The organism is Rudaea sp., from assembly GCF_057139185.1.
In genome coordinates this window covers 202,651-223,718 of record NZ_DBNHDN010000006.1, presented here as the reverse complement: position 1 = coordinate 223,718, position 21,068 = coordinate 202,651, and the positions used below count along the sequence as shown (strand labels likewise).

The 21,068-nt window shown below is 65.9% G+C and carries 20 protein-coding genes and 1 tRNA gene; 18 read left to right on the top strand and 3 right to left on the bottom strand.

Features of this window, described 5'->3' with window-relative positions:
- Positions 1–71: 71 nt before the first annotated feature.
- Both AC16HO_RS02380 and AC16HO_RS02375 read right to left on the bottom strand, forming a co-directional pair.
- The gene (locus AC16HO_RS02380; protein WP_395642489.1) at positions 72–854 is read right to left on the bottom strand and encodes an ABC transporter permease; all 783 of its coding nucleotides are present in this window, start codon (positions 852–854) and stop codon (positions 72–74) included.
- Complete coding sequence (locus AC16HO_RS02375; protein WP_395642490.1) at positions 854–1,750, bottom strand: ABC transporter ATP-binding protein; 897 nt, start codon at positions 1,748–1,750, stop codon at positions 854–856. Before AC16HO_RS02375 ends, AC16HO_RS02380 begins: the two co-directional genes overlap by 1 nt.
- A gap of 259 nt (positions 1,751–2,009) precedes the next feature.
- Here AC16HO_RS02375 and AC16HO_RS02370 point away from each other — a divergent pair, with 259 nt between their 5' ends.
- The 11 genes from AC16HO_RS02370 (at position 2,010) to AC16HO_RS02320 (ending at position 12,038) form a co-directional block, all read left to right on the top strand.
- Positions 2,010–3,509, top strand: a complete 1,500-nt coding sequence (locus AC16HO_RS02370) for an aminotransferase class III-fold pyridoxal phosphate-dependent enzyme (RefSeq protein ID WP_395642491.1) — start codon at positions 2,010–2,012, stop codon at positions 3,507–3,509.
- Positions 3,510–3,683: 174 nt separating this feature from the next.
- A complete protein-coding gene (locus AC16HO_RS02365; RefSeq protein ID WP_395642639.1) occupies positions 3,684–4,019 on the top strand; it encodes a PsiF family protein in 336 nt (111 codons plus the stop codon).
- Positions 4,020–4,441: 422 nt separating this feature from the next.
- The gene (locus AC16HO_RS02360) at positions 4,442–4,798 is read left to right on the top strand and encodes a high-potential iron-sulfur protein (RefSeq protein ID WP_395642492.1); all 357 of its coding nucleotides are present in this window, start codon (positions 4,442–4,444) and stop codon (positions 4,796–4,798) included.
- Positions 4,799–4,924: 126 nt separating this feature from the next.
- Positions 4,925–6,931, top strand: a complete 2,007-nt coding sequence (locus AC16HO_RS02355; RefSeq protein ID WP_395642493.1) for a heme lyase CcmF/NrfE family subunit — start codon at positions 4,925–4,927, stop codon at positions 6,929–6,931.
- Positions 6,928–7,470, top strand: a complete 543-nt coding sequence (locus tag AC16HO_RS02350) for a DsbE family thiol:disulfide interchange protein (protein ID WP_395642494.1) — start codon at positions 6,928–6,930, stop codon at positions 7,468–7,470. Before AC16HO_RS02355 ends, AC16HO_RS02350 begins: the two co-directional genes overlap by 4 nt.
- Positions 7,467–7,934: a cytochrome c-type biogenesis protein gene (locus AC16HO_RS02345; protein WP_395642495.1), complete on the top strand. Its 468-nt coding sequence runs from the start codon at positions 7,467–7,469 to the stop codon at positions 7,932–7,934. Before AC16HO_RS02350 ends, AC16HO_RS02345 begins: the two co-directional genes overlap by 4 nt.
- Complete coding sequence (gene ccmI, locus AC16HO_RS02340; protein ID WP_395642496.1) at positions 7,931–9,169, top strand: c-type cytochrome biogenesis protein CcmI; 1,239 nt, start codon at positions 7,931–7,933, stop codon at positions 9,167–9,169. The genes AC16HO_RS02345 and ccmI overlap by 4 nt, the downstream gene beginning before the upstream one ends.
- 78 nt (positions 9,170–9,247) lie before the next feature.
- Positions 9,248–10,363 carry a homoserine O-acetyltransferase MetX gene (gene metX, locus AC16HO_RS02335; protein WP_395642497.1) on the top strand — a complete coding sequence of 372 codons (1,116 nt, stop codon included), beginning with the start codon at positions 9,248–9,250 and terminating at the stop codon, positions 10,361–10,363.
- 134 nt (positions 10,364–10,497) lie between these two features.
- Positions 10,498–11,076 (top strand): cysteine dioxygenase family protein, encoded by a 579-nt coding sequence (locus AC16HO_RS02330; protein WP_395642498.1) that lies wholly within the window; start codon positions 10,498–10,500, stop codon positions 11,074–11,076.
- Between the two features lie 65 nt (positions 11,077–11,141).
- Positions 11,142–11,228: transfer RNA gene (locus tag AC16HO_RS02325), tRNA-Leu, on the top strand.
- Between the two features lie 63 nt (positions 11,229–11,291).
- Positions 11,292–12,038, top strand: a complete 747-nt coding sequence (locus AC16HO_RS02320; RefSeq protein WP_395642499.1) for an N-acetylmuramoyl-L-alanine amidase — start codon at positions 11,292–11,294, stop codon at positions 12,036–12,038.
- 36 nt (positions 12,039–12,074) lie between these two features.
- Here AC16HO_RS02320 and purT read toward each other — a convergent pair whose 3' ends face one another.
- Entirely contained in the window at positions 12,075–13,292 is a 1,218-nt protein-coding gene (gene purT, locus AC16HO_RS02315) for a formate-dependent phosphoribosylglycinamide formyltransferase (RefSeq protein WP_395642500.1), read from the bottom strand.
- A gap of 329 nt (positions 13,293–13,621) precedes the next feature.
- On the opposite strand from purT, the gene AC16HO_RS02310 reads away from it, so the two are divergent.
- From AC16HO_RS02310 to AC16HO_RS02280, 7 genes are all read left to right on the top strand, one after another.
- Positions 13,622–14,065, top strand: a complete 444-nt coding sequence (locus AC16HO_RS02310) for a hypothetical protein (RefSeq protein WP_395642501.1) — start codon at positions 13,622–13,624, stop codon at positions 14,063–14,065.
- A gap of 88 nt (positions 14,066–14,153) precedes the next feature.
- On the top strand, positions 14,154–15,068 hold the full coding sequence (gene ypfJ / locus AC16HO_RS02305; RefSeq protein WP_395642502.1) for a KPN_02809 family neutral zinc metallopeptidase: 915 nt from the start codon (positions 14,154–14,156) through the stop codon (positions 15,066–15,068).
- 116 nt (positions 15,069–15,184) lie between these two features.
- The gene (locus tag AC16HO_RS02300; RefSeq protein WP_395642503.1) at positions 15,185–15,997 is read left to right on the top strand and encodes a mechanosensitive ion channel family protein; all 813 of its coding nucleotides are present in this window, start codon (positions 15,185–15,187) and stop codon (positions 15,995–15,997) included.
- Between the two features lie 63 nt (positions 15,998–16,060).
- Positions 16,061–17,290, top strand: a complete 1,230-nt coding sequence (locus AC16HO_RS02295; protein ID WP_395642504.1) for an alkaline phosphatase family protein — start codon at positions 16,061–16,063, stop codon at positions 17,288–17,290.
- 305 nt (positions 17,291–17,595) lie between these two features.
- On the top strand, positions 17,596–18,654 hold the full coding sequence (locus tag AC16HO_RS02290) for an N-acetylornithine carbamoyltransferase (protein WP_395642505.1): 1,059 nt from the start codon (positions 17,596–17,598) through the stop codon (positions 18,652–18,654).
- A gap of 60 nt (positions 18,655–18,714) precedes the next feature.
- Positions 18,715–19,962 (top strand): argininosuccinate synthase, encoded by a 1,248-nt coding sequence (locus AC16HO_RS02285; RefSeq protein WP_395642506.1) that lies wholly within the window; start codon positions 18,715–18,717, stop codon positions 19,960–19,962.
- A 4-nt stretch (positions 19,963–19,966) separates the two neighbouring features.
- Entirely contained in the window at positions 19,967–21,067 is a 1,101-nt protein-coding gene (locus AC16HO_RS02280; RefSeq protein ID WP_395642507.1) for an acetylornithine deacetylase, read from the top strand.
- Position 21,068 lies beyond the last annotated feature (1 nt).

Genomic DNA, 21,068 nt, shown 5'->3' with positions numbered 1-21,068 from the left:
GCCGGGGAATCAGGAATCGCCTTCAGCGAAAACCGTCATTCCCGCGCCGGCGGCAATGACGTCAGGAGCGTCTACGCGATGCGCGCCAGCCAGCGCCGCGCAATCGCAAAGCACACGGCGGTGAAGGCGACGAGAAACGCGACATGCGCGGGCAGCGATCCCGCATACTCGCGCCCGATCGCCGCCAGCGCAAGCTGGGCGAGATGATACGGCGGCCAGAGTACCGCGATGTCGCGGACGAATTGCGGCAGCATGCCGAGCGGCATCCACAGCCCGGACAGGAACGCCATCGGCAGATAGATGAAGTTGACGATCGCCGGCGACGCCGACGCATTGGCGCGGCTGCCGATCAGCAAGCCGAGCGCGCAGAATGGCAGCACGCCGAGCATCGCGATCAGGCCGAGCGCGAGCCATTGCACGGGATCGAGGCGCACGCCGCCGAGCGTCGCCGCCATCGCCGCGAGCATTGCGTAGATGATGAGCGCAAAGGCCATCGCCATGAGCATCTTCGCGGCGAGATAGGCGCCCGGCGGCATCGGCGCGACGCGCTTCAGCGCCAGCCAGCCGCGCTCGCGCTCGATCGCGACCTGCACGCCGAAGCCGAACAACCCCGGCGCCATCACCCCGAACACGCTGTAGGTGGCGAACAGGTAATGCGCCGCGGCGCTGCTGCCACGATTGAGCAAGACACCGAACAGCAGATAGAACAACGGCGGAAACAGCAGCGAGGGAATCGCGAACGCGGGCGTGCGCAGCACGCGCAGGAATTCGTATTTGGCCTCGAGCGCGTAGGCGCGCCAGGCGTGGAACGGGGCAGGATCCGATACGGACGATGCGGCAAGGGTCGTGTCCATCATGCGGCCTCCCGGGTGATTTCGACAAACGCTTCGGCAAGTCCCGCGCGGCGCACTTCGAGTTCGCGCAATTGCGCATCCTCGTAGAGCAGCTGGCGCACCACGATCTCGGCCGCATCGGTGACGATTTCGACGCGCTCGCCGTCCCGGGCGACGCTGCGCACCTCGGGCCAGCGCGCGATCGCGGCATCGGCAAGCGTGGTGACGCAGCGGATACGCCGCGAAGCGACGCGCGCGCGGATCTCGGCCACCGTGCCCTGAGCGATGATGCGGCCTTTGGCGAGCACGACGACGCGATCGGCCAGCGCCTCGACTTCCTCGAGATAATGCGTGGTCAGCACCACGGCGCAGCCTGCGGCGACGAGCTGGCGAATCGCACGCCACATGGTTTCGCGCGCATCGATGTCGAGACCGGTGGTCGGCTCGTCGAGAAACAGCAGTTCCACACGCCCGCAAATCGCGAGCGCGAACTGGACGCGGCGCTGCTGGCCACCGGAAAGCTTGGCGTAGCGGCGGTCGAGCAGATCCTCCACGCCGGCCAGGGCGACGATGTCGGCGACCGTGCGCGGCCGCGCATGGTAGTTGCGGAACAGGTCGATCAGTTCGGCGACGGTCAGCGTTTCCGGCAGCGCGGTGGCCTGCAGCATCGCGCCGATGCGGCGACGCGCGGCCAGCGCGCTTGGCGCAGCGCCGAACAGCTCGGCGCTGCCGCCATCGGCCTGCAACAGGCCGACGAGCAGGGAAACTGCCGTGGTCTTGCCAGCGCCGTTCGGCCCGAGCAGGGCGAGCACCTCGCCGCGATGCACCTCGAGGTCGACGCCGGCCAGCGCCTGCGTCTGCGCGTAGCGTTTTGCCACCCGGGAAAGTCGGGCGACGGGGTGGGCTCCGCTGTTCATGCCTGGCTCCTTCTGCGATGCGCAGATTCTCCGCGCTACCGCGCCGCAACGGACAGTCAGGGACATCAGCAATGCGGGGTGACGAACGTCATGTCGCTGGTTGCCGATTGGCCCCATCAAACCGCCTCCGGACTGGCTCTCGGCCATGCCAAATGTCGGTCCTATCATGCACCCGACGATCAGCGATTGTTTGCTGGCAACCTCTTGGCGCCGCACGTTGGCGCTGTTCGCATTCCCGGAGTCCCATAAGGAGAACGTCATGTCATCCATCGCCAAACTCAACGAACTGCGCAGCTTCGGCGGCGCGATCCGCACGCGCGGCCTGGACGACGCGACCGTCGAGCGCTTCGCGCGCGAGGACGCGGACCTGCGCGCGGCGATCAACGAAGCGCATGCGCTGTTCGGCACTCTCAAGACCAGCTTCGTCGACCTGCTCAAGCTCGATGAGACCGAGCAGGCCGTGCGCGTGCAGGCCGACTACGTCAATTTCTACGCCGCCGACGCGGTCAATCCCTACGTCGCTCTCGCCGCGCGCGGACCGTGGATCGTGACGCTCAAGGGCGCGGTGATCTACGACGTCGGCGGTTACGGCATGCTCGGCCTGGGTCACACCCCGCAAGCCGTGCTCGACGCGCTGGCCAGGCCGCAGGCAATGGCCAACATCATGACGCCGAATCTGTCGCAGTTGCGCTTCGCCAATGCGATCAGGCAGGAGATCGGCCATGCGCGCGGCGGCAGTGCGCCGTATTCGAAGTTCCTCTGCCTGAATTCGGGATCGGAAGCGGTCGGCCTCGCTCTGCGCATCGCCGACGTCAACGCCAAGCTCGCCACCGACGCGGGCGGCAAGCATGCCGGCAGGACGATCAAGCGCCTTGCGGTCAAGGGCGCGTTCCACGGCCGCACCGACCGCCCGGCGATCTATTCGGATTCCTCGCGCAAGGCCTATGCGCAGAACCTCGCCAGCTTCCGCGACGAAAAAAGCCTGATCACGGTCGAGCCGTACAACGTCGACCAGTTGCGCGCCGCGTTCGCCGACGCCGAGAAGAACGGCTGGTTCATCGAGGCGATGCTGCTCGAGCCGGTGATGGGCGAAGGCGATCCGGGCCGCGCAGTGACGCCGGAGTTCTATGCCGCCGCACGCGAGCTGACGCGCGCGCACGGCACGCTGTTCATGGTCGACTCGATCCAGGCCGGACTGCGCGCGCACGGCGTGCTCTCGGTCGTCGACTATCCCGGTTTCGAGAAGCTCGACGCGCCGGACATGGAGACTTACTCGAAGGCGCTCAGCGCCGGCCAGTATCCGCTGTCGGTGCTCGCCGTGAACGAACGCGCCGCCGCGCTGTACAAAACCGGCATCTACGGCAACACCATGACCACCAACCCGCGCGCGCTCGACGTCGCTTGCGTCGTGCTCGCCTCGATCACGCCGGAACTGCGCGCCAACGTGCGCGCACGCGGCGCCGAGTTCATCGACAAGCTGCAGAAGCTGCAGAAGGAGCTGCCGGGGCTGATCACCAAGGTGCAGGGCACGGGCCTGCTGTTCTCGTGCGAACTCGCGCCGCAGTTCAAGTGCTATGGCGCGGACAGCACCGAGGAGTGGCTGCGCGAACACGGCGTCGGCGTGATCCACGGCGGCACCAATTCGCTCCGCTTCACCCCGCATTTCGCGGTGTCGAGCGCCGAGGCCGATCTCGTCATCGCGGGTGTGCGCCAGGCGTTGCTGCAGGGTCCGCGGCAGAGCGTGGACGCGGCGGCGTAGGAATTCTATTCGCGGGCGCGCAACTTGCGCGCCCTACGCTGCGGCGGGATGAATTCCGACAAAGTGTTGCGCGACACCCCCTGTTTCCCCCGCACTCAAGCGGCGTAGACTAGCGCCCGATCCGGCATGACGCCGGCCACGCCACAGGAGACAGCCATGAAAACCGCAACAGCCATGTTCGCCGCTTTCGCTTTCGCCGCCGTCCTCGCTTCCGCTTCCGCCTTCGCCGCGGACAAGCAACTGACCCCGCAGCAGGAACGCATGAAATCCTGCAACGCCGACGCGAAGGCGAAGACGCTCAAGGGCGACGAACGCAAGGCGTTCATGAGCTCGTGCCTCAAGGGCGACTCGACCGCTGCTGCCGCGCCTGCCAAACCGATGACGCAGCAGGAGAAGATGAAGGCCTGCAACGCCGACCCGAAGGCCAAGGAACTTCACGGCGATGCGCGCAAGACGTTCATGAGCAGTTGCCTCAAGGGCGATGCCGCGGCAGCCGCGCCGGCGCACTGAAGCTCGCAGCATCGTCGGTGATGATGGCGAAAGACGAAACCGGCTTCCTCGACCGCATCTTCCAGAAAACGGAAAACCGGGCATACCGCCCGGCTTTTCCTGTTGGCGGCCACAGCGAAACTAGAGATCGCACGCAGCGAAGCCCTGCCCGGTGAATCCGTTCCCGAATTGATTCGACGACAGGCTTCCCCAGCCGCCAATCGCAATCCGTGTCCCGCACAAAATTCCGCCCGTCCCCGCCCTTCGAACTACCGCGGCGGATGGCCGCACCGGGCCTGCGGCGACTACATAATGATCTGCGTTGGGCGTACACTGCACGACGATTCGATTCGGGCGGTCGCCGCGTGGCTTGCCACACTGCCGCCGCTGGAAAGACACTGAACGGATCCCGCCAGCATCTTCACTGCCAGCAAAGGTGAATCATGAAAAAGACTGATCAATCGAATGTTTCCACGACGGACCAGGGTCGCCGCCGCTTCTTCGTCGGTGCCGGCACCGCCATCGGCGCGGCCGCGCTCGCGAGCGTGCTCCCGCGCCAGGCGCGCGCCGCCGACCTGCCGCACCTCGCGCCGACCGATGCCACCGCGCAGACGCTGGGCTATGTCGAGGACGCGACCAAGGCCGACAAGGCCAAGTTCCCGACCTACGTCGCGGGCAACGACTGCGCCAATTGCAACTTCTTCCAGGGCGGCACCGCTGCCTGGGGCGGCTGCCAGTTGTTCCCGGGCAAAGCCGTCGCCGCGAAGGGCTGGTGCTCGGCGCACGCGAAGAAAGCCTGATCCGGCCACTCGCGTCATCCGCACAGCGGCCCTCTCCGCAACGCGGAGAGGGCCGTTTGCTTTCTCGCATCCGCGCCGGGTCTCGCGTAATCTGGCGCCCCGTAATCGTTCGACGCTTTCTTTCGCATGCTCCCCGAACTCGGTCAATTCGCGCTGATCCTCGCGCTCCTGCTCGCGCTTGCGCAATGCGTGCTGCCGTTGCTCGGCGCGTGGCGCGGCGATGCGGCGTTGATCGCGACGGCGCGGCCGGTGGCCGCCGGCCAGTTCGTCTTCGTCGCGTTTGCGTTCGGCATATTGACGTACGCATTCCTCGCGCAGGATTTCTCGGTCAGGTACGTAGCCCAGAATTCCAACCTCGCCCTACCCTGGTACTACCGCTTCTCGGCGGTGTGGGGGGCGCACGAAGGCTCGCTGCTGCTCTGGGTGCTGATCCTCAACGTGTGGACGCTTGCCGTTGCCGCGTTCAGCCGGCGTCTGCCCGACGTGCTGATCGCACGCGTGCTCGGGGTGCTCGGCTTCGTAGCCGTGGGATTCCTCGCGTTCACGATCTTCACCTCGAATCCGTTCGCACGCCATATCCCGGGCCTGGTCGACGGCGCCGACCTGAATCCGATCCTGCAAGATCCCGGCCTGATCATGCATCCGCCGATGCTGTACATGGGCTACGTCGGATTTTCCGTGGCGTTCGCGTTCGCGATCGCCGCACTGCTCGGTGGTGAGTTGGATGTTGCCTGGGTGCGCTGGGCGCGGCCGTGGACCAACGTCGCCTGGGCGTTTCTCACGCTCGGCATCACGTTGGGCTCGTGGTGGGCGTACTACGTGCTCGGCTGGGGCGGCTGGTGGTTCTGGGATCCGGTCGAGAATGCCTCGTTCATGCCGTGGCTGGTCGGCACCGCGCTGATTCATTCGCAGGCAGTGACCGAGAAGCGCGGCTCGTTCCGCGCCTGGACGCTGCTGCTGTCGATCTTCGCATTCTCGCTGTCGCTGCTCGGCACGTTTCTCGTGCGCTCGGGCGTGCTCACCAGCGTGCACGCATTCGCGAGCGATCCGCGGCGTGGCCTGTTCATCCTTGCCTTCCTCACTCTCATCGTCGGCGGCTCGCTTTCGATCTACGCGCTGCGCGCACCGAAGGTCGCCGGCGGCAGACCGTTCCAGATGCTGTCGCGTGAAACGCTGCTGCTGATCAACAACCTGCTGTTCGCCTGCGCCGCGGCGATGGTGCTGCTCGGCACGCTTTACCCGCTGATCGGCGACGCGCTCGGCGTGGGCCGCATCTCGGTCGGACCACCCTACTTCGGTTTCATGTTCGCGCTGCTGATGCTGCCGGTCGTGCTGCTGATTCCATTCGGGCCGTTCTTCCGCTGGGCCGCGGGCGACTGGCGCGCAACGTTGCGCGCGCTCGCGCCCGCGTTCGCGCTCGCGGCGGCCTGCACGCTGGCCGCCTGGCTGTTCGCCGGCGCACTGCCGCTGCGCGGCATCGCCGGTGTCGCTGCCAGCCTCTGGGTCGGCGTCGGTATCGCCTTGTACGTGCTCAAGCGCTGGCGCGAGGCACCGCGCGGGCGCCGCTACACGCCCGAGATGCTCGGCATGATCGCCGCCCATTTCGGCGTTGCGATCTTCCTCGCCGGCGTGCTCGTCACCGAGGCGACGAGCGTGGAATCCGACGTGCGCCTCGCCCCGGGCGAGACGAAGCAGATCGCCGGGCTCGACTTCAGGTTCAACGGCGTCGCCCCCGCACAAGGCCCGAATTTCCGCGCCGAGCAGGGCGCGATCGACGTGTCGCGCGACGGCCGGCACATCGCCACGCTCAACCCGCAGAAGCGCCAGTACGCGGGCACCACGCCGGTGCAGACCAAGGCCGACATCCGCCCCGGCCTGTTCCGCGACATCTACGTCGCGCTCGGCGAATCACTGGACGACAAGGGCGCCTGGGCGGTACGCATCTATGTCAAACCGTTCGTGCGCTGGATCTGGGTCGGCGGGCTGTTGATGATGCTCGGCGGCTTCGTCGCGGCGGCGGACAAGCGCTTTCGCGTCATCGCCGCAACCCGCAACACCGGACTCGGGACACGGGAACAGCCGATTCTACGAGTATCGAGGCCCGCGTCCCGGGCCACGGTTCCCGCCCCATGAGCCGCCTGCTGCCCCTGCTCGCGTTCTTCGCCCTCGTCGGCCTGCTCGGTTTCGGCATCTGGTGGAACAAGCACCACGAGATGAACGAAGTACCCTCACCGCTGATCGGCAAGCCGGCACCCGAGTTCACGCTTCCACTTTTATACGACTCCGCGCAATCGCTCTCGAAGCGCGACCTGCTCGGCAAGCCGTACCTGATCAACGTGTTCGGCAGCTGGTGCGTGACCTGCCACGAAGAGCATCCGGTGCTGATGGCCGAAGCGAAGAAGCTCGGCGTGCCGCTGATCGGCATGGCGTGGAAGGACCCGCCCGCGGATTCCCGGCGCTGGCTGGAGAAATTCGGCAACCCGTACGACCAGGTCGTCAGCGACGCCGACGGCCGCATGGGCATCGAGTTCGGCGTCTACGGCGCGCCGGAAACCTTCCTCGTCGACGCGCAGGGCGTGATCCGCTACAAGCGCATCGGCATGCTGACACCCGAGTTGATCGCGAGCGAGCTGAAGCCGCAACTCGCCAAAGTACGGCAGGCAACGCCATGAACCGCTGGCTGTGCCCGCTCGCCGCGGCCCTGCTCAGCCTCGGCCTTGTCGCCGCGACTGCTTACGCGATCGACCCGCTGCCGTTCAAGGACCGCGCCGAGGAAGTGCGCTTCCAGCAACTCACCCGGCAGTTGCGTTGTCTGGTCTGCCAGAATCAGGACCTCGCCGATTCCGACGCGGACCTCGCCCGGGATCTGCGCAAGCAGGTGTTCGACCTGATGCGCGAGGGTAAAACCGACGCCGAGATCAAGCAATTCCTCGTCGCGCGCTACAACGATTTCGTGCTCTACGACCCGCCGCTGAAGCCGGGCACCTGGCTGCTCTGGTTCACGCCGTTCGCACTCGTCGCCATCGGCGCGCTCGCCCTGCTGCGCATCCTGCGCCGTCGCGCACGCGCGGCGGTCGGCGAGTCAGTGCTGCGTCAGGCCGGGCCGATGCAGAACAGCGAGGAAGAGGACTGGTGAGCATCGCATTTCTTCTGTCTGCCGCGCTGATGCTGATCGCGACGCTCGCCTTCGTGCTAGTGCCGCTGCTGCGCGGTGGCGCAGCGACCAATGCGACGAGCGAGATGCGGCGCAGGCTGCAGGCGCTGCAAACCGCGCGCGCCGAGGGCGTGCTCAGCGAAGCCGAATACACAGCGAAGCAGGCCGCGCTGGCTGCGCCCGAGGCGGCTTCGCCGCTGCCGGATCGCACGCGCAGCCGCACCGCATTCCGTTGCGCGTTCGCGGTCGCCCTGCTGCTGCCGGCCGCGGCCATCCTGCTGTATCGCCAGTTCGGCGCGCCGCAGGCCCTCGATCCGGCCAATCTCGTCGCGCGCGCGGGCGGCGACGGCGAAGGGCACGGCGACATCGACGCAGCGATCGCCCAGCTTGCGGCAAAGATGCAGCAGGACCCCGGCAACGCCGAGGGCTGGACTTTGCTCGGCCGCGCGTACCAGTCCACGCGCCGGTTCGCCGAAGCGGCAGGCGCCCTCAAGCACGCACACGAGCTCGCGCCGGACGATGCCGACCTCGCCATCGACTACGCCGAGGCACTCGTGTTTGCGGGCAAGGACCGGCGCATCCAGGGCGAAGCATTGGCGCTGATCGAACAGGCGGTCAAGGCGCATCCGGAAAACCAGAAAGGCCTGTGGCTCGCCGGCATCGCCGACTCGCAGGCGGGCAACTACGCCGCCGCGGTGGAAAAATGGAACCGGTTGCTGCCGCTGCTGCCGCCCGACTCCAACGTGGCGGCGTCGGTGCGCGAGCAGATCGCGCATGCGCAGGCGCTGCGCGACGGCAAGCCGGTGCCGACGCCAGCGGGCAAGGTCGCAACGACAACATCCGCGACCGATTCCGGCAGCGATGACGCCGGCCCACGCATCGCGATCAAGGTCGCGCTCGATCCGAAGCTCAAGGACCGGATCGCGCCTTCGGACACGCTGTTCGTCTTCGCCAAGGCCGCGAGCGGGCCGCCGATGCCGCTCGCGATCGCCCGGCTGACGGCCGCGCAATTGCCGGCCAGCGTCACCCTGACCGACGCGATGGGCATGTTGCCGAACATGAAAATTTCCACATTTCCACAAATTATCGTCGGCGCGCGCATCTCCAAATCCGGTCAGGCGATCGCGCAAAGCGGCGATTTGCAGGCCCTTTCGGCACCGATGGCGAATTCTCGGCACGGGCCGGTCGAGCTGACCATCGATCAAGTCGTTCCCTGAGACCCGCGCCGCCCTTGGCGCGCCGCCGCCGTTGCCGCTAAGCTCCCGCCTCATCGGCCACCTCGAAAGCCACGCCGCATGCCGGATGCACGCCAATACTTCCCCTTACCCTCGCCGTTCTCGATGCGTCGCGGCGGCACCCTGGTCGGCGCGCAGCTCGCCTACGAAACCTGGGGTACCCTCGACGCCGCTCGCGAGAACGCGATCCTGATCCTCACCGGTCTTTCGCCCGGCGCGCACGCGGCATCGAATGCAACCGATCCGTCTCCTGGCTGGTGGGAAGAAATGATCGGCCCCGGCAAGCACATCGACACCCGTCGCTGGTTCGTGATCTGCGTCAATTCGCTCGGCAGCTGCAAGGGCTCGACCGGGCCCGCGTCGACGAACCCGCAAACGGGAAAGGCCTACAAGCTCGACTTCCCCGACCTGACCCTCGAGGACGTCGGCAATGCCGCGTTCGAGTTCGTGCGCGGCCTCGGCATCGGCAAGCTCGCATGCCTGATCGGCAATTCGATGGGCGGAATGAGCGCACTAGGCTATCTGGTCGAGCACCCCGGCAGCGTGCGCGCGCACATCAGCATCTCGACCGCGCCGCAAGCACAGCCGTTCGCGATCGCGATCCGCTCGCTGCAGCGCGAGGCGATCCGCCTCGACCCCAATTTCAACCAGGGCGAGTACGACGACGCGCATTACCCCGAAACCGGCATGTCGATCGCGCGCAAGCTCGGCGTGATCACCTACCGCTCGGCGATGGAATGGGTCGGCCGCTTCGCGCGCATCCGCCTGGACCACGACCGCCAGGACGACGACCCGTTCGGCGTCGAGTTCCAGGTCGAGTCCTATCTCGATGGCCACGCCAAGCGTTTCGTGCGCAGCTTCGATCCAAACTGCTACCTGTACCTTTCCCGGGCCAGCGACTGGTTCGATCTCGGTGAGCACGCGCCGGGCGCCAACGGCCACGGCGACGTGGCCGCGGCGCTGAGGAAGGTCGACGTCGAGCGCGCGCTCGTGATCGGCGTGTCCACCGACATCCTGTTTCCGCTCTCGCAACAAGAGGAGATCGCGAACGGTCTGCGCACGACCGGTGCACGCGTCGATTTCGTCGCGCTCGACTCGGCGCAGGGCCACGACGCATTTCTGGTCGATATTCCGCGTTTCGGCGCGGCGATCGCGGCATTTCTCGCGAAGCTGTAGCGAACCCGCGCTCGCCACGGGAAGTCTCTGTTGCCATGAAAGGATCGAATCGAAGCACTTTCGATCCGGCTTCGCGCATCGCCTTCGGCATTGAAGTACAATGGCATATCGTTATTGCCATTTCTGCATATCCCATGCTTGCGCTCGATTTCCCCGGCTCCCAGCATCTGGTCGATCGTCTCGACCGCGCCGTCGACCACGACCGCGAAGCCGATATCGCCAACGCGTTGCGCAACACGCTGTGCGAGCTGATCCGCGACCCGGCGGTCAAGCTGCCGCAATGCGTTTTCGCCGAAGTGAAAGACCACTACGCGCGCCGCGAACTGTACCGCAGCGAGGAATTCGGCTACGCCGTGATCGCGATGACCTGGGGCCCCGGCCAGGGCACGCTCGTGCACGACCACGCCGGCATGTGGTGCGTCGAGGGCGTGTGGCACGGCTCGCTCGAAATCACGCCGTACGAACTCGTCGAGCAGCACGGCGAGCGCTACCGTTTCGAATCGCGCGGCACGATGAATGTCGGCCCCGGCTCGGCCGGCAGCCTGATTCCGCCGCACGAATACCACACGATCCGCAATCCGAGCGCCGATTCGCTCGCCGTCACCCTGCACATTTACCGCGGGCCGATGACCCAGTGTTCGGTGTTCCGCCCGCTCGACAGCGAGTGGTACAGCCGCGACCGCCGCGTGCTCAGCCTCGACGCCATGCATTGAGGCGCAGGCCGGGCGGGCATGGTCAGCCAGCCATGATTTGACTTATACTGCGCGCCCTCATCGATGCCGGTGTGGCGGAATTGGTAGACGCGACGGACTCAAAATCCGTTTCTGGCAACAGAGTGTGGGTTCGATTCCCTCCACCGGCACCACGTATTCAGTCAGGCGGCCGACGGCCGCCTTCGTTTTGTCCCTGGCCCGCTCTTCGCTCCCTCATGCGTTCCATCCCCGCGAACGTATTCCGCCTGGTAGCCGCGATCATTTGCGCGCTGGTCCTCGCCGCCTGTGCGACGGCGCCGAAGCACAACCCGCTCGCCACCTGGGTACCCTCGCCGAACTACAACGCGCGCAAGGCGATGCTGATCGTCGTCCACTACACCGAGCAGCACTCGGTGCAGGCGAGCCTGGATACGCTGCGCAGCGAGAACAGCCAGGGCCCGGTCAGCGCGCACTACCTGATCGGCGCCGACGGGCACATCTACCAGCTCGTCGCCGACGAGGCGCGCGCCTGGCACGCCGGCCCGGGACGCTGGGGCACGATCACCGACCCGAACTCGGCCTCGATCGGCATCGAACTCGACAACGATGGCGTCTCGCCGTTCGCCACGGCGCAAATCAATAGCCTGCTCACGCTGCTCGCCGACCTGACCGAACGTCTGAGCATTCCGCGCACGCAGGTCATCGGCCACGAAGACCTGGCACCGACGCGCAAGACCGATCCGGGTCCGCGGTTTCCGTGGGAACGCCTTGCCGAGGCCGGTTACGGCCGCTGGCCGCATGGCGAACTCGTCGCACCGCCGCCAAGCTTCGACGCCTGGGCTGCGCTCGCCCGAATCGGCTACGCGCTCGACGACCGCGCCGCGGCGCTGCATGCCTTCCACGACCACTTCCGCGGCGGCGAAGGCGAGGCACTCGACGACACCGACGCGCGCATCCTGTATGCGCTGACAAAAGGTGACTGACGTTGTCGCATCGGGTTTCGCTGCGCTCGACCCAGTCTACGCCTGCCGCGGCTTGACCTTGCCGGCGGCGAGTTTCGCGTTGCGCCGCGCGGTTTCGACATCCTCGGCAAACGCAAGCGCGACGCCCATGCGCCGCTTGACAAAACTTTCGGGCTTGCCGAACAGGCGCAGATCGCTGTTCGGCACGGCCAGCGCCTCGGCGACGCCGTCGAACGCGAGCGCCTTGCCTTCGACGCCGCCGTAGACCACAGCCGATGCGCCAGGCGATTTGAGTTGCGTGCTTACTGGCAGCCCCAGAATCGCGCGCGCGTGCAATTCGAATTCGCTCTGCCATTGGCTGATCATCGTGACCATGCCGGTGTCGTGCGGGCGCGGGCTGACTTCGCTGAACCATACTTCGTCGCCCTTGACGAACAGCTCGACGCCGAACACGCCCAGCCCACCGAGATCATCGGCCACTTTTTTCGCGACCTCCTGCGCACGCGCGAGCGCGCGCGACGACATCGCGTGCGGCTGCCAGCTCTCTACGCAGTCGCCGGCATCCTGCACATGCCCGATCGGCGCGCAAAACCGTGTTTCGATTTCACCCGATGCGTTGCGCGCACGCACGGTGAGCAGGGTGATCTCGTAGTCGAAGTCGATGAAGCCCTCGACGATGATGCGACCGTGATTGACGCGACCGCCGGCGATCGCATGGTCCCACGCCTTCTTTACGTCGGCCGGCCCGTCGATCTTGCTTTGCCCCTTGCCCGACGAGCTCATCACTGGCTTGACGATGCAGGGATAGCCGATACCTCCGTCGATGGCATTGCGCAATTCGGCCAACGAATCGCAGAACTGGTACGGACTCGTCGGCAGCCCCAGCGCTTCCGCGGCAAGGCGGCGGATACCTTCGCGATCCATGGTCAGGCGCGCGGCGCGCGCGGTCGGGATCACGCGCACGGCGCCGGCCGCTTCGAGTTGCTCTAGCACTGGCGTCGCGATCGCCTCGATCTCGGGCACGACGATGTCGGGTTTCTCCACCTCGATCAGCGCGCGCAGCTGTGCCGGATCGTCCATCGCGATCGTGCGCGCGTGGTGCGCGACCTGCTGGCCCGGCGCATTCGCGTAGCGATCGACCGCGATCGTCTCGACCCCAAGCCGCTGCAATGCGATCAGCACTTCCTTGCCGAGCTCACCCGCACCGAGCAGCATGACGCGCACGGCGGCGCGGGACAGCGGCGTGCCGAGGATGGCGGAGTCGGATCGCGGCATTGCGTTTTCCCGGAGGCGGCAAAATGGCGCGGCATTATCGCGCATCGCGCCTGACGCGCGCGCAAAGCGATTTCACCCGCGCAACGAATTTATCAACGATTTGTCCTTTCCGCCCGGGCACGCGGCGCATACGTGCCGGAAGGCACGTCCGGCATGACTTCCGGCATAGCCGCAACCGTTTTCCACTTTTGTGCATCGTATACAAATATGACTTCCTGCAGATGCGCGCCAGCTGCGCCTGCGGAATCATCGGCACGCGCTGTGCACTGCGTGTCGCGACAGCGTTCGCCGGATCAGCCCACTTGCATTTCAACACCATCGGAGGAGCCATGCCCACCCATCGCTCGCAACATCATGTGCCACTCGTCGCCACGCTTGCCGCTGCGCTCGCCGGCACGCTGTTCGCCTGCGTCACACAAGCCGCTGCGGCCGATGCTCGCGGCCAATGGATCGGTCGCACGCTGGTCGAGGGGCAGCGCGATGCGGACAAGACGACGCTGTCGCTTGGCGCGATCGACGAAGAGAGCACCACGCTCGAACTCGACACGGGCAGAACCTGCAAGCTGCGCGAGGGCACCTATTCGGATCGCGGCGCCGATGCATGGTCGCTGCACTTCAAGCCGACGAGCGGCAGCGGTCTTTGTGATCGGCTGTCGCGGGGCGAGTTCACGTTGCGCGCAGCCGGCCCGCGCAAGCTCGCATTCGAAGCGCGCTATCCCGACGGCAAGGGCGGACAGAACAAGCGCAACGGCGTGTTGGTGCGCTATCCGTAGATGCGGATCGTCGATCCGGCCAACTCTTGCGGCAACGATGCGCGACGAGTAACGTTCGCGCATCCGCAGCAAACGCAGGGAGATTGGTATGGACTGGCAGAAAGGGCGCGAAAGCGACAACGTCGTCGAGGATGACGGCAGCGGCGGTGGCGGCGGCTTCGGCGGTGGTGGCGGAGGGCTCGGCTTCGGCGGCTTCCACATCGGCATCGGCGGCATCATCCTGATCGTCGTCGTCAGCCTGCTGTTCGGCAAGAATCCGCTAGACATTCTCTCCTTGCTCAGCGGCGGCGGTTCGATGCTCGATTCGGGCAGCCAGCAGGTCGCGCCACCGCCACGCAGCCAGGTTGCCGGCAGCAGCGATCCGCAGGTCCACTTCGTCAAATCGGTGCTCGGCAGCACCGAGGACGTCTGGGGCCAGTATTTCCAGGCCAGCGGCCAGCGTTATCCGCAGCCCAAGCTCGTGCTCTATCACGGCCGCACGCAGACCGCCTGCGGCGTCGGCCAGGAGGCGATGGGGCCGTTCTACTGCCCGGGGGACCAGCAGGTGTATCTCGATCTGAATTTCTTCCAGGAAATGGATACGCGCTTTCATGCGCAGGGTGATTTCGCGCGGGCCTACGTGATCGCGCACGAAGTCGGCCACCACGTGCAGAACCTGATCGGCATCATGAACAAGGTTGAGCAGGCGCGGCGCCAGGGCCAGCCGATGGATGGCGCCAGCGGCCTGTCGGTACGCCAGGAATTGCAGGCGGACTGTTTCGCCGGCGTCTGGGCGAACCGCTCGCAGGCGCAGCTCAACTGGCTGCAAGCCGGCGACATCGACGCCGCGCTCAACGCCGCGTCCGCGGTCGGTGATGATACGTTGCAGAAACAGGCGCGCGGCTACGCCGTGCCGGACTCATTCACCCACGGTTCGTCCGCGCAACGCCAACGCTGGTTCAAGGCCGGCTTCGCCTCGGGCGACATCAACAGCTGCAACACGTTCAACGCGCAGACGCTGTAGCCCAGGCGATCCGCGGCGGGCTCGACGCGCCCGCCCAACCTTCGTCGCGCACCATGATCGCGGCTTGCGCAACGCAAGCCGCGCGCCCGCACCGATCTCGACCAGGAGCTGCACCGATGAGCCTCGATCCCGCGCAGTTGCAATCCCTCGTTTCCGCCTACGTCGTCCCGCTCGCCTGGAAGCTTCTCGGCGCGATCGTGCTGTGGATCGTCGGCCGCTGGGCGATCGCCCTGATCGGTGCGGGGCTCGGCCGCGTACTCGACCGGCGCCAGCTCGACCCGACCCTGACCCGCTACACGGTGTCCGTGGCGGCCGGCCTCCTCACCGTGCTGCTCGCCATCGCCGTGCTTTCCGTGCTCGGCGTGGAAACGGCGTCGTTCGCGGCCCTGCTTGCCGCGGCCGGCGTCGCGATCGGCATGGCCTGGTCCGGATTGCTCGCCAATTTCGCCGCGGGCGTGTTCCTGATCACCCTGCGTCCGTTCAAGGTCGGCGACGCGATCAGCGCCGGCGGCGTCACCGGCACCGTGCGCGAGATCGGCCTGTTCGGCACGACCCTTGACATGGGCGACAACGTCAAGGCCGTCGTCGGCAACAACAAGATTTTCTCCGACAACATCATCAACTACTCGGCCAACGCCTATCGCCGCGTCGACCTGACCGCGCTGCTCGCCACCGGCGTCGATGTCGACGATGCGAAGGCGCGCCTGCGCGCGGCGGTGACCCAGGTGAAGAACGTGCTCGCTACGCCCGCACCGGACATCGAGATCCTCGAGCACACCACGCTCGGCACCGTACTGACCGTGCGCCCGTATGCGAGCAACGACAACTACTGGCAGGTCTACTTCGATACCAACAAGGCCATCGCCCAGGTCGCCAAGGCCGCCGGCTGGCCCGCGCCTGAAGCGCGCCAGGCCGTGCGCCAGCTCTGACCGCCACACAATTTGCGTGGTGCCGGGTTACCATTCGTCGTCCAGGAACGAATTCCCGAAGTCATGAAATCCTCCCTGCGCGCAATCGTTGCGCTGTGCGTCCTTTTTCTCGTCGCCTGCGCCGCGCCGGCGCCCAAACCGATCGCCCAAGCGCCGCTGATCCTGATTTCGATCGACGGCTTTCGTGCCGACTTTTTCGATCGCGGCCTGACGCCGAACCTGAAGACGCTGGCCGCCGACGGTGTGCACGCACGGGCAATGCGGCCGGCATTCCCGACACTGACCTTTCCCAATCACTACACCCTCGTCACCGGGCTCTATCCGGATCATCACGGCATCGTCAACAACCGTTTCACCGATCCGGTCAGCGGCGAGAAGTTCGTCTACAAGGATGCAACCACCACCTCGGATCCGGCCTGGTGGGGCGGCGAGCCGATCTGGGTCGGAGCCGAACGACAGGGCAAACATGCCGCGACGATGTTCTGGCCCGGTTCGAATGTCGCCATCGACGGCGTGCGCCCCGAGCTTTGGCGGGAATACGACGGCAAGGTCAGCCCCGATGCGCGCGTCGACCAGGTGCTGACCTGGCTCGACCTGCCCGTCGCGCGACGCCCGGACCTTGTCACCCTGTATTTCGATGCAGTCGACCATGCCGGCCACGATCACGGCCCGGATTCGCCCGAGGTCGACGCCGCGCTCACCGCCACCGATCGTGCCATCGGCCGCCTTCTCGACGGCCTCAAGCAGCGCGGCATGCTGGACACGACGAATATCATCGTGGTTTCCGATCACGGCCAGATCGCCACGAAAAAAGGTGCCTACATCATCCTCGACGATATCGTCGATGTGCACGACCTCGATGTCCAGCAAATGGGCCTGCTCGCCATGTTTGCCGCAAAGCCGGGGCATGAAGCCGCCATGGAGAAAGCCTTGCTCGCCCCGCACGAGCATATGCGCTGCTGGAAGAAGGACGAGATCCCCGCGCGCCTGCACTATGGCAGCAACCCGCGCATACCCCCGCTGGTGTGCCTTGCCGATCCGGGCTGGCTGATCTGGACGCGCGAGTTCGTCAACCGCCCCGGCTTCTTCGTCTCCAAGGGCGAGCACGGCTACGACAACGCCGACCCGCACATGCGCGCACTGTTCATCGCCCACGGACCGGCGTTCAAGCGCGGACTGGTCGTGCCGGAGTTCGACAACGTCGACGTGTACCCGCTGCTGGCGAAACTGCTTGGCATCAAGCCCGCGCCGAACGACGGCAATCCGGCGACGTCCAACCAGATGTTGCGTTGAAACCGGCCATCTACACCATCCGATTTCGAAGGCAGACCCCGAGATTCCTGTTGCGCCGCGGCATTTTTTTATGCATGATTGGCCATCCAACAACGTTTCCAATCGATGAACCAGCCCATCGCCACCGTCGAGTTCCTGTCCAGCGCCTACATGGCCGCGGGCATGACCTCGCGCGCGCGTCGACCGACCACGACCAACACGGCCGGGTAAGCTGTCGCACGATATTCATGTGATTCGACGATAAAACCCGGCCCCGCGCCGGGTTTTTGCTTTTGGAGTTTCTCAACGAAGGTGGTATTGACCGAATGGCTATCCGACATTTTCTGAGCACGCAGGACTGGAGCCGCACCGAACTCGATGCGCTGCTCGCGCGCGCCGCGCAGTTCAAGCGGAACAAGCTTGGCGACGATCTCAAGGGCAAATCGATCGCCCTGTTGTTCTTCAATCCGTCGATGCGCACGCGCACGAGTTTTGAACTGGGTGCGTTCCAGCTCGGCGGCCATGCCGTCGTGCTGCAACCGGGCAAGGATGCGTGGCCGATCGAATTCGAGCTCGGCACGGTGATGGACGGCGAGACCGAAGAACATATCGCCGAGGTCGCGCGCGTGCTCTCGCGCTACGTCGACCTGATCGCGGTGCGCGCGTTCCCGAAATTCAAGGACTGGGCGGTCGACCGTCAGGACCATGTCATCCACTCGTTCGCGAAATACGCGGCCGTGCCCGTGATCAACATGGAAACGATCACGCATCCCATGCAGGAGCTTGCGCACATCCTCGCGTTGCAGCAGCACTTCGGCACGACCGTCCCCGGATCGAGTCCGGCGCAGGCTCTGCGCGGCAAGAAATACGTGCTGACCTGGACCTACCATCCGAAGCCACTCAACACCGCCGTCGCCAACTCGGCGCTGCAGATCGCGACGCGCTACGGCATGGACGTGACCCTGCTCTGCCCGACGCCCGAATACGCACTCGACCGGCGCTATCTCGACTTCGCCAAACAGAACGTCGCCGAGAACGGCGGCAGCTTTGCGATTTCGCATGATGTCGATGCGGCCTACCGTGGCGCGGACATCGTCTATGCGAAGAGCTGGGGCGCGCTGCCCTACTTCGGCAACTGGGAAGCGGAAAGACCCATCCGCGAGGCGCACAAGCACTTCATGGTCGACGAGCGCAAGATGGCACTGACCAATAACGGGGTGTTCAGCCACTGCCTGCCCCTGCGCCGCAACGTCAAGGCCACCGACGCGGTGATGGATTCGCCCGCCTGCATCGCCATCGACGAGGCGGAGAACCGGCTGCACGTGCAGAAGGCAGTGATGGCCGCACTGGCTCGGGACCCGGGGCTCGGGACTCGGGACTCGTAAGAGCCACCAAATCCACCGCGCCCAACGAATTTCGTTCTTTCATCTGGAAGATTCCGCATCATGTCAAACCAAACTGCTTCTGCGAGTCCCGAGTCCCGAGCCCCGAATCCCGGCTCCAGGGACATCGTCCTCGCCTTCTCCGGCGGCCTCGACACGAGCTTCTGCGTTCCCTATCTGCAAGAGCGCGGCTATCGCGTGCATACCGTGTTCGCCGACACCGGCGGCGTGGATGCCGAAGAACGCGCCTTCATCGAGAATCGCGCCAAGGAACTCGGCGTCGCCAGTCACGTCACCGTCGACGGCGGTCAGGCGATCTGGAACGGTTTCGTCAAGCCGTTCGTCTGGGCCGGCCAGGGCTATCAAGGCCAGTATCCGCTGCTCGTGTCCGACCGCTATTTGATTGTCGAAGCGGCTCTGAAGCGCTGCGACGAGCTCGGCACCAAATACATCGCCCACGGCTGCACCGGCATGGGCAACGATCAGGTGCGCTTCGACCTGACGATCAAGGCGCTCGGCGATTACGTCATCGTCGCGCCGATCCGCGAGATCCAGAAAGAGCACACGCACACGCGCGCCTACGAGCAGGACTACCTCGAACAGCGCGGCTTCGGCGTACGCGCCAAGCAGAAGAGCTACACGATCAACGAGAACCTGCTCGGCGTGACCATGTCGGGCGGCGAGATCGACAAGTGGGAAGCGCCCGGCGAAGGTGCGCGTGGCTGGAACGCCGCGCGCGCGGAATGGCCCGCAACACCGCTGCGCGCGACACTCGGCTTCATCAACGGCGAGGCGGTATCGCTCGATGGCGAGAGACTGCCCGGACATGAAATTCTCGCCCGGCTCAATAGCGACTTCGCCAGGTACGGCGTCGGCCGCGGCCTGTACACGGGCGACACGACGATCGGCCTCAAGGGCCGCATCATCTTCGAAGCGCCGGGCCTGACCGCGCTGCTGACCGCACACCGCGCACTCGAAGAAGCGGTACTGTCGAAATTGCAGAATCGCTTCAAACCCGAGATCGCGCGCGCGTGGGTCGAACTCGTCTACGAAGGCTTTTTCCACGACCCGCTCAAGAGCGACCTCGAAGCCTTTCTCGCCTCCTCGCAGGCCAAGGTCAACGGTGAGGTCGTGCTCGAAACGTATGGTGGCAGCGTCGGCGCCGTGGCGATCACATCACCGCATATCCTCAACGCCAAGGGCGCGACCTACGCGCAGTCGGCCGACTGGGGCGTCGAGGAAGCCGAAGGATTCATCCGCCTGTACGGCATGAGTTCGACGCTGTGGGCCGAAGTGAACCGGAACTCGTGAGTCGATGAGCGAACTGCTCGCCACCACTCTTGACCACCTGCGCGCGCTCGTCGCGTTCGACACGCGCAACCCGCCGCGCGACATCGGCACGGGCGGCATTTTCGACCATCTGCGCGCGCACCTGCCGGGCTTTGACTGCACCGTCACCGATCACGGTGCGGGCGCGGTCAGCCTGTTCGCCACGCGTGGCAGGCCGAAGGTGTTGTTCAACGTGCATCTGGACACCGTGCCCGATTCGCCACACTGGTCGGCGAGTCCATTCGAACTGCGCTTGAGCGACACCCATGCGATCGGCCTTGGCGCCTGCGACATCAAGGGCGCCGCAGCGGCATTGCTGACCGCAGCCGCGCGGACCGACGGCGATGCGGCCTTCCTGTTCACGACCGACGAGGAAGCGAACGACGCGCGCTGCGTCGCCGCGTTTCTTGCGCACAAGCCGCCGTTCGATGTCGTCGTCGTCGCCGAGCCGACGCGCGGCGAAGCGGTACTCGCGCACCGCGGCATCAGTTCGGTGTTGATGACGTTCCAGGGCCGCGCCGGCCACGCCTCGGGCGGCAATGCGGCGGCCGACAGCGCGCTGCACCAGACGATTCGTTGGGGCGCCCAGGCGCTCGACTACGTCGAAGCGCAGTCGCACCAGCGCTTCGGCGGCCTGACCGGACTGCGCTTCAACATCGGCCGCATCGACGGCGGCATCAAGGCCAACATGATCGCGCCGAGCGCCGAAGTGCGCTTCGGTTTCCGCCCGCTGCCGTCGATGGACGTCGATGCGCTGCTCGCAACCTTCCGCGGTGGTTTCGACGCGCAGCCCGCGGCATTCCAGGAAACCTTCCGCGGACCGCCGCTGCCGGCAGGCGACATCGCCGAAGCCGAAGCACGTCGCCTCAAGGCGCGCGATTTCGCCGATGAAGTCGGCTTGACCATCGGCAACGCCGTCGACTTCTGGACCGAAGCCTCGCTTTTCTCGCAGGCCGGCTACACCGCCATCGTCTGCGGCCCGGGCGACATCGCCCAGGCGCACAGCGCGGACGAATTCGTGGAATTGTCCCAATTGCAGCAGATTGCACAAAGCTACATTTCCATCCTGAAATCGCAGGCCCGTTGAC

Coding starts and splice junctions, on each gene's coding strand:
- AC16HO_RS02280 (WP_395642507.1), top strand. CDS start 19,967: ATGAGCGAACTGCTCGCCACCACTCTTGACCACCTGCGCGCGCTCGTC.
- metX (WP_395642497.1), top strand. CDS start 9,248: ATGCCGGATGCACGCCAATACTTCCCCTTACCCTCGCCGTTCTCGATG.
- AC16HO_RS02320 (WP_395642499.1), top strand. CDS start 11,292: ATGCGTTCCATCCCCGCGAACGTATTCCGCCTGGTAGCCGCGATCATT.
- AC16HO_RS02285 (WP_395642506.1), top strand. CDS start 18,715: ATGTCAAACCAAACTGCTTCTGCGAGTCCCGAGTCCCGAGCCCCGAAT.
- AC16HO_RS02360 (WP_395642492.1), top strand. CDS start 4,442: ATGAAAAAGACTGATCAATCGAATGTTTCCACGACGGACCAGGGTCGC.
- AC16HO_RS02310 (WP_395642501.1), top strand. CDS start 13,622: ATGCCCACCCATCGCTCGCAACATCATGTGCCACTCGTCGCCACGCTT.
- AC16HO_RS02330 (WP_395642498.1), top strand. CDS start 10,498: ATGCTTGCGCTCGATTTCCCCGGCTCCCAGCATCTGGTCGATCGTCTC.
- ypfJ (WP_395642502.1), top strand. CDS start 14,154: ATGGACTGGCAGAAAGGGCGCGAAAGCGACAACGTCGTCGAGGATGAC.
- AC16HO_RS02370 (WP_395642491.1), top strand. CDS start 2,010: ATGTCATCCATCGCCAAACTCAACGAACTGCGCAGCTTCGGCGGCGCG.
- AC16HO_RS02290 (WP_395642505.1), top strand. CDS start 17,596: ATGGCTATCCGACATTTTCTGAGCACGCAGGACTGGAGCCGCACCGAA.
- AC16HO_RS02295 (WP_395642504.1), top strand. CDS start 16,061: ATGAAATCCTCCCTGCGCGCAATCGTTGCGCTGTGCGTCCTTTTTCTC.
- AC16HO_RS02355 (WP_395642493.1), top strand. CDS start 4,925: ATGCTCCCCGAACTCGGTCAATTCGCGCTGATCCTCGCGCTCCTGCTC.
- AC16HO_RS02365 (WP_395642639.1), top strand. CDS start 3,684: ATGTTCGCCGCTTTCGCTTTCGCCGCCGTCCTCGCTTCCGCTTCCGCC.
- AC16HO_RS02375 (WP_395642490.1), bottom strand. CDS start 1,750: ATGAACAGCGGAGCCCACCCCGTCGCCCGACTTTCCCGGGTGGCAAAA.
- AC16HO_RS02380 (WP_395642489.1), bottom strand. CDS start 854: ATGGACACGACCCTTGCCGCATCGTCCGTATCGGATCCTGCCCCGTTC.
- purT (WP_395642500.1), bottom strand. CDS start 13,292: ATGCCGCGATCCGACTCCGCCATCCTCGGCACGCCGCTGTCCCGCGCC.
- AC16HO_RS02345 (WP_395642495.1), top strand. CDS start 7,467: ATGAACCGCTGGCTGTGCCCGCTCGCCGCGGCCCTGCTCAGCCTCGGC.
- AC16HO_RS02300 (WP_395642503.1), top strand. CDS start 15,185: ATGAGCCTCGATCCCGCGCAGTTGCAATCCCTCGTTTCCGCCTACGTC.
- AC16HO_RS02350 (WP_395642494.1), top strand. CDS start 6,928: ATGAGCCGCCTGCTGCCCCTGCTCGCGTTCTTCGCCCTCGTCGGCCTG.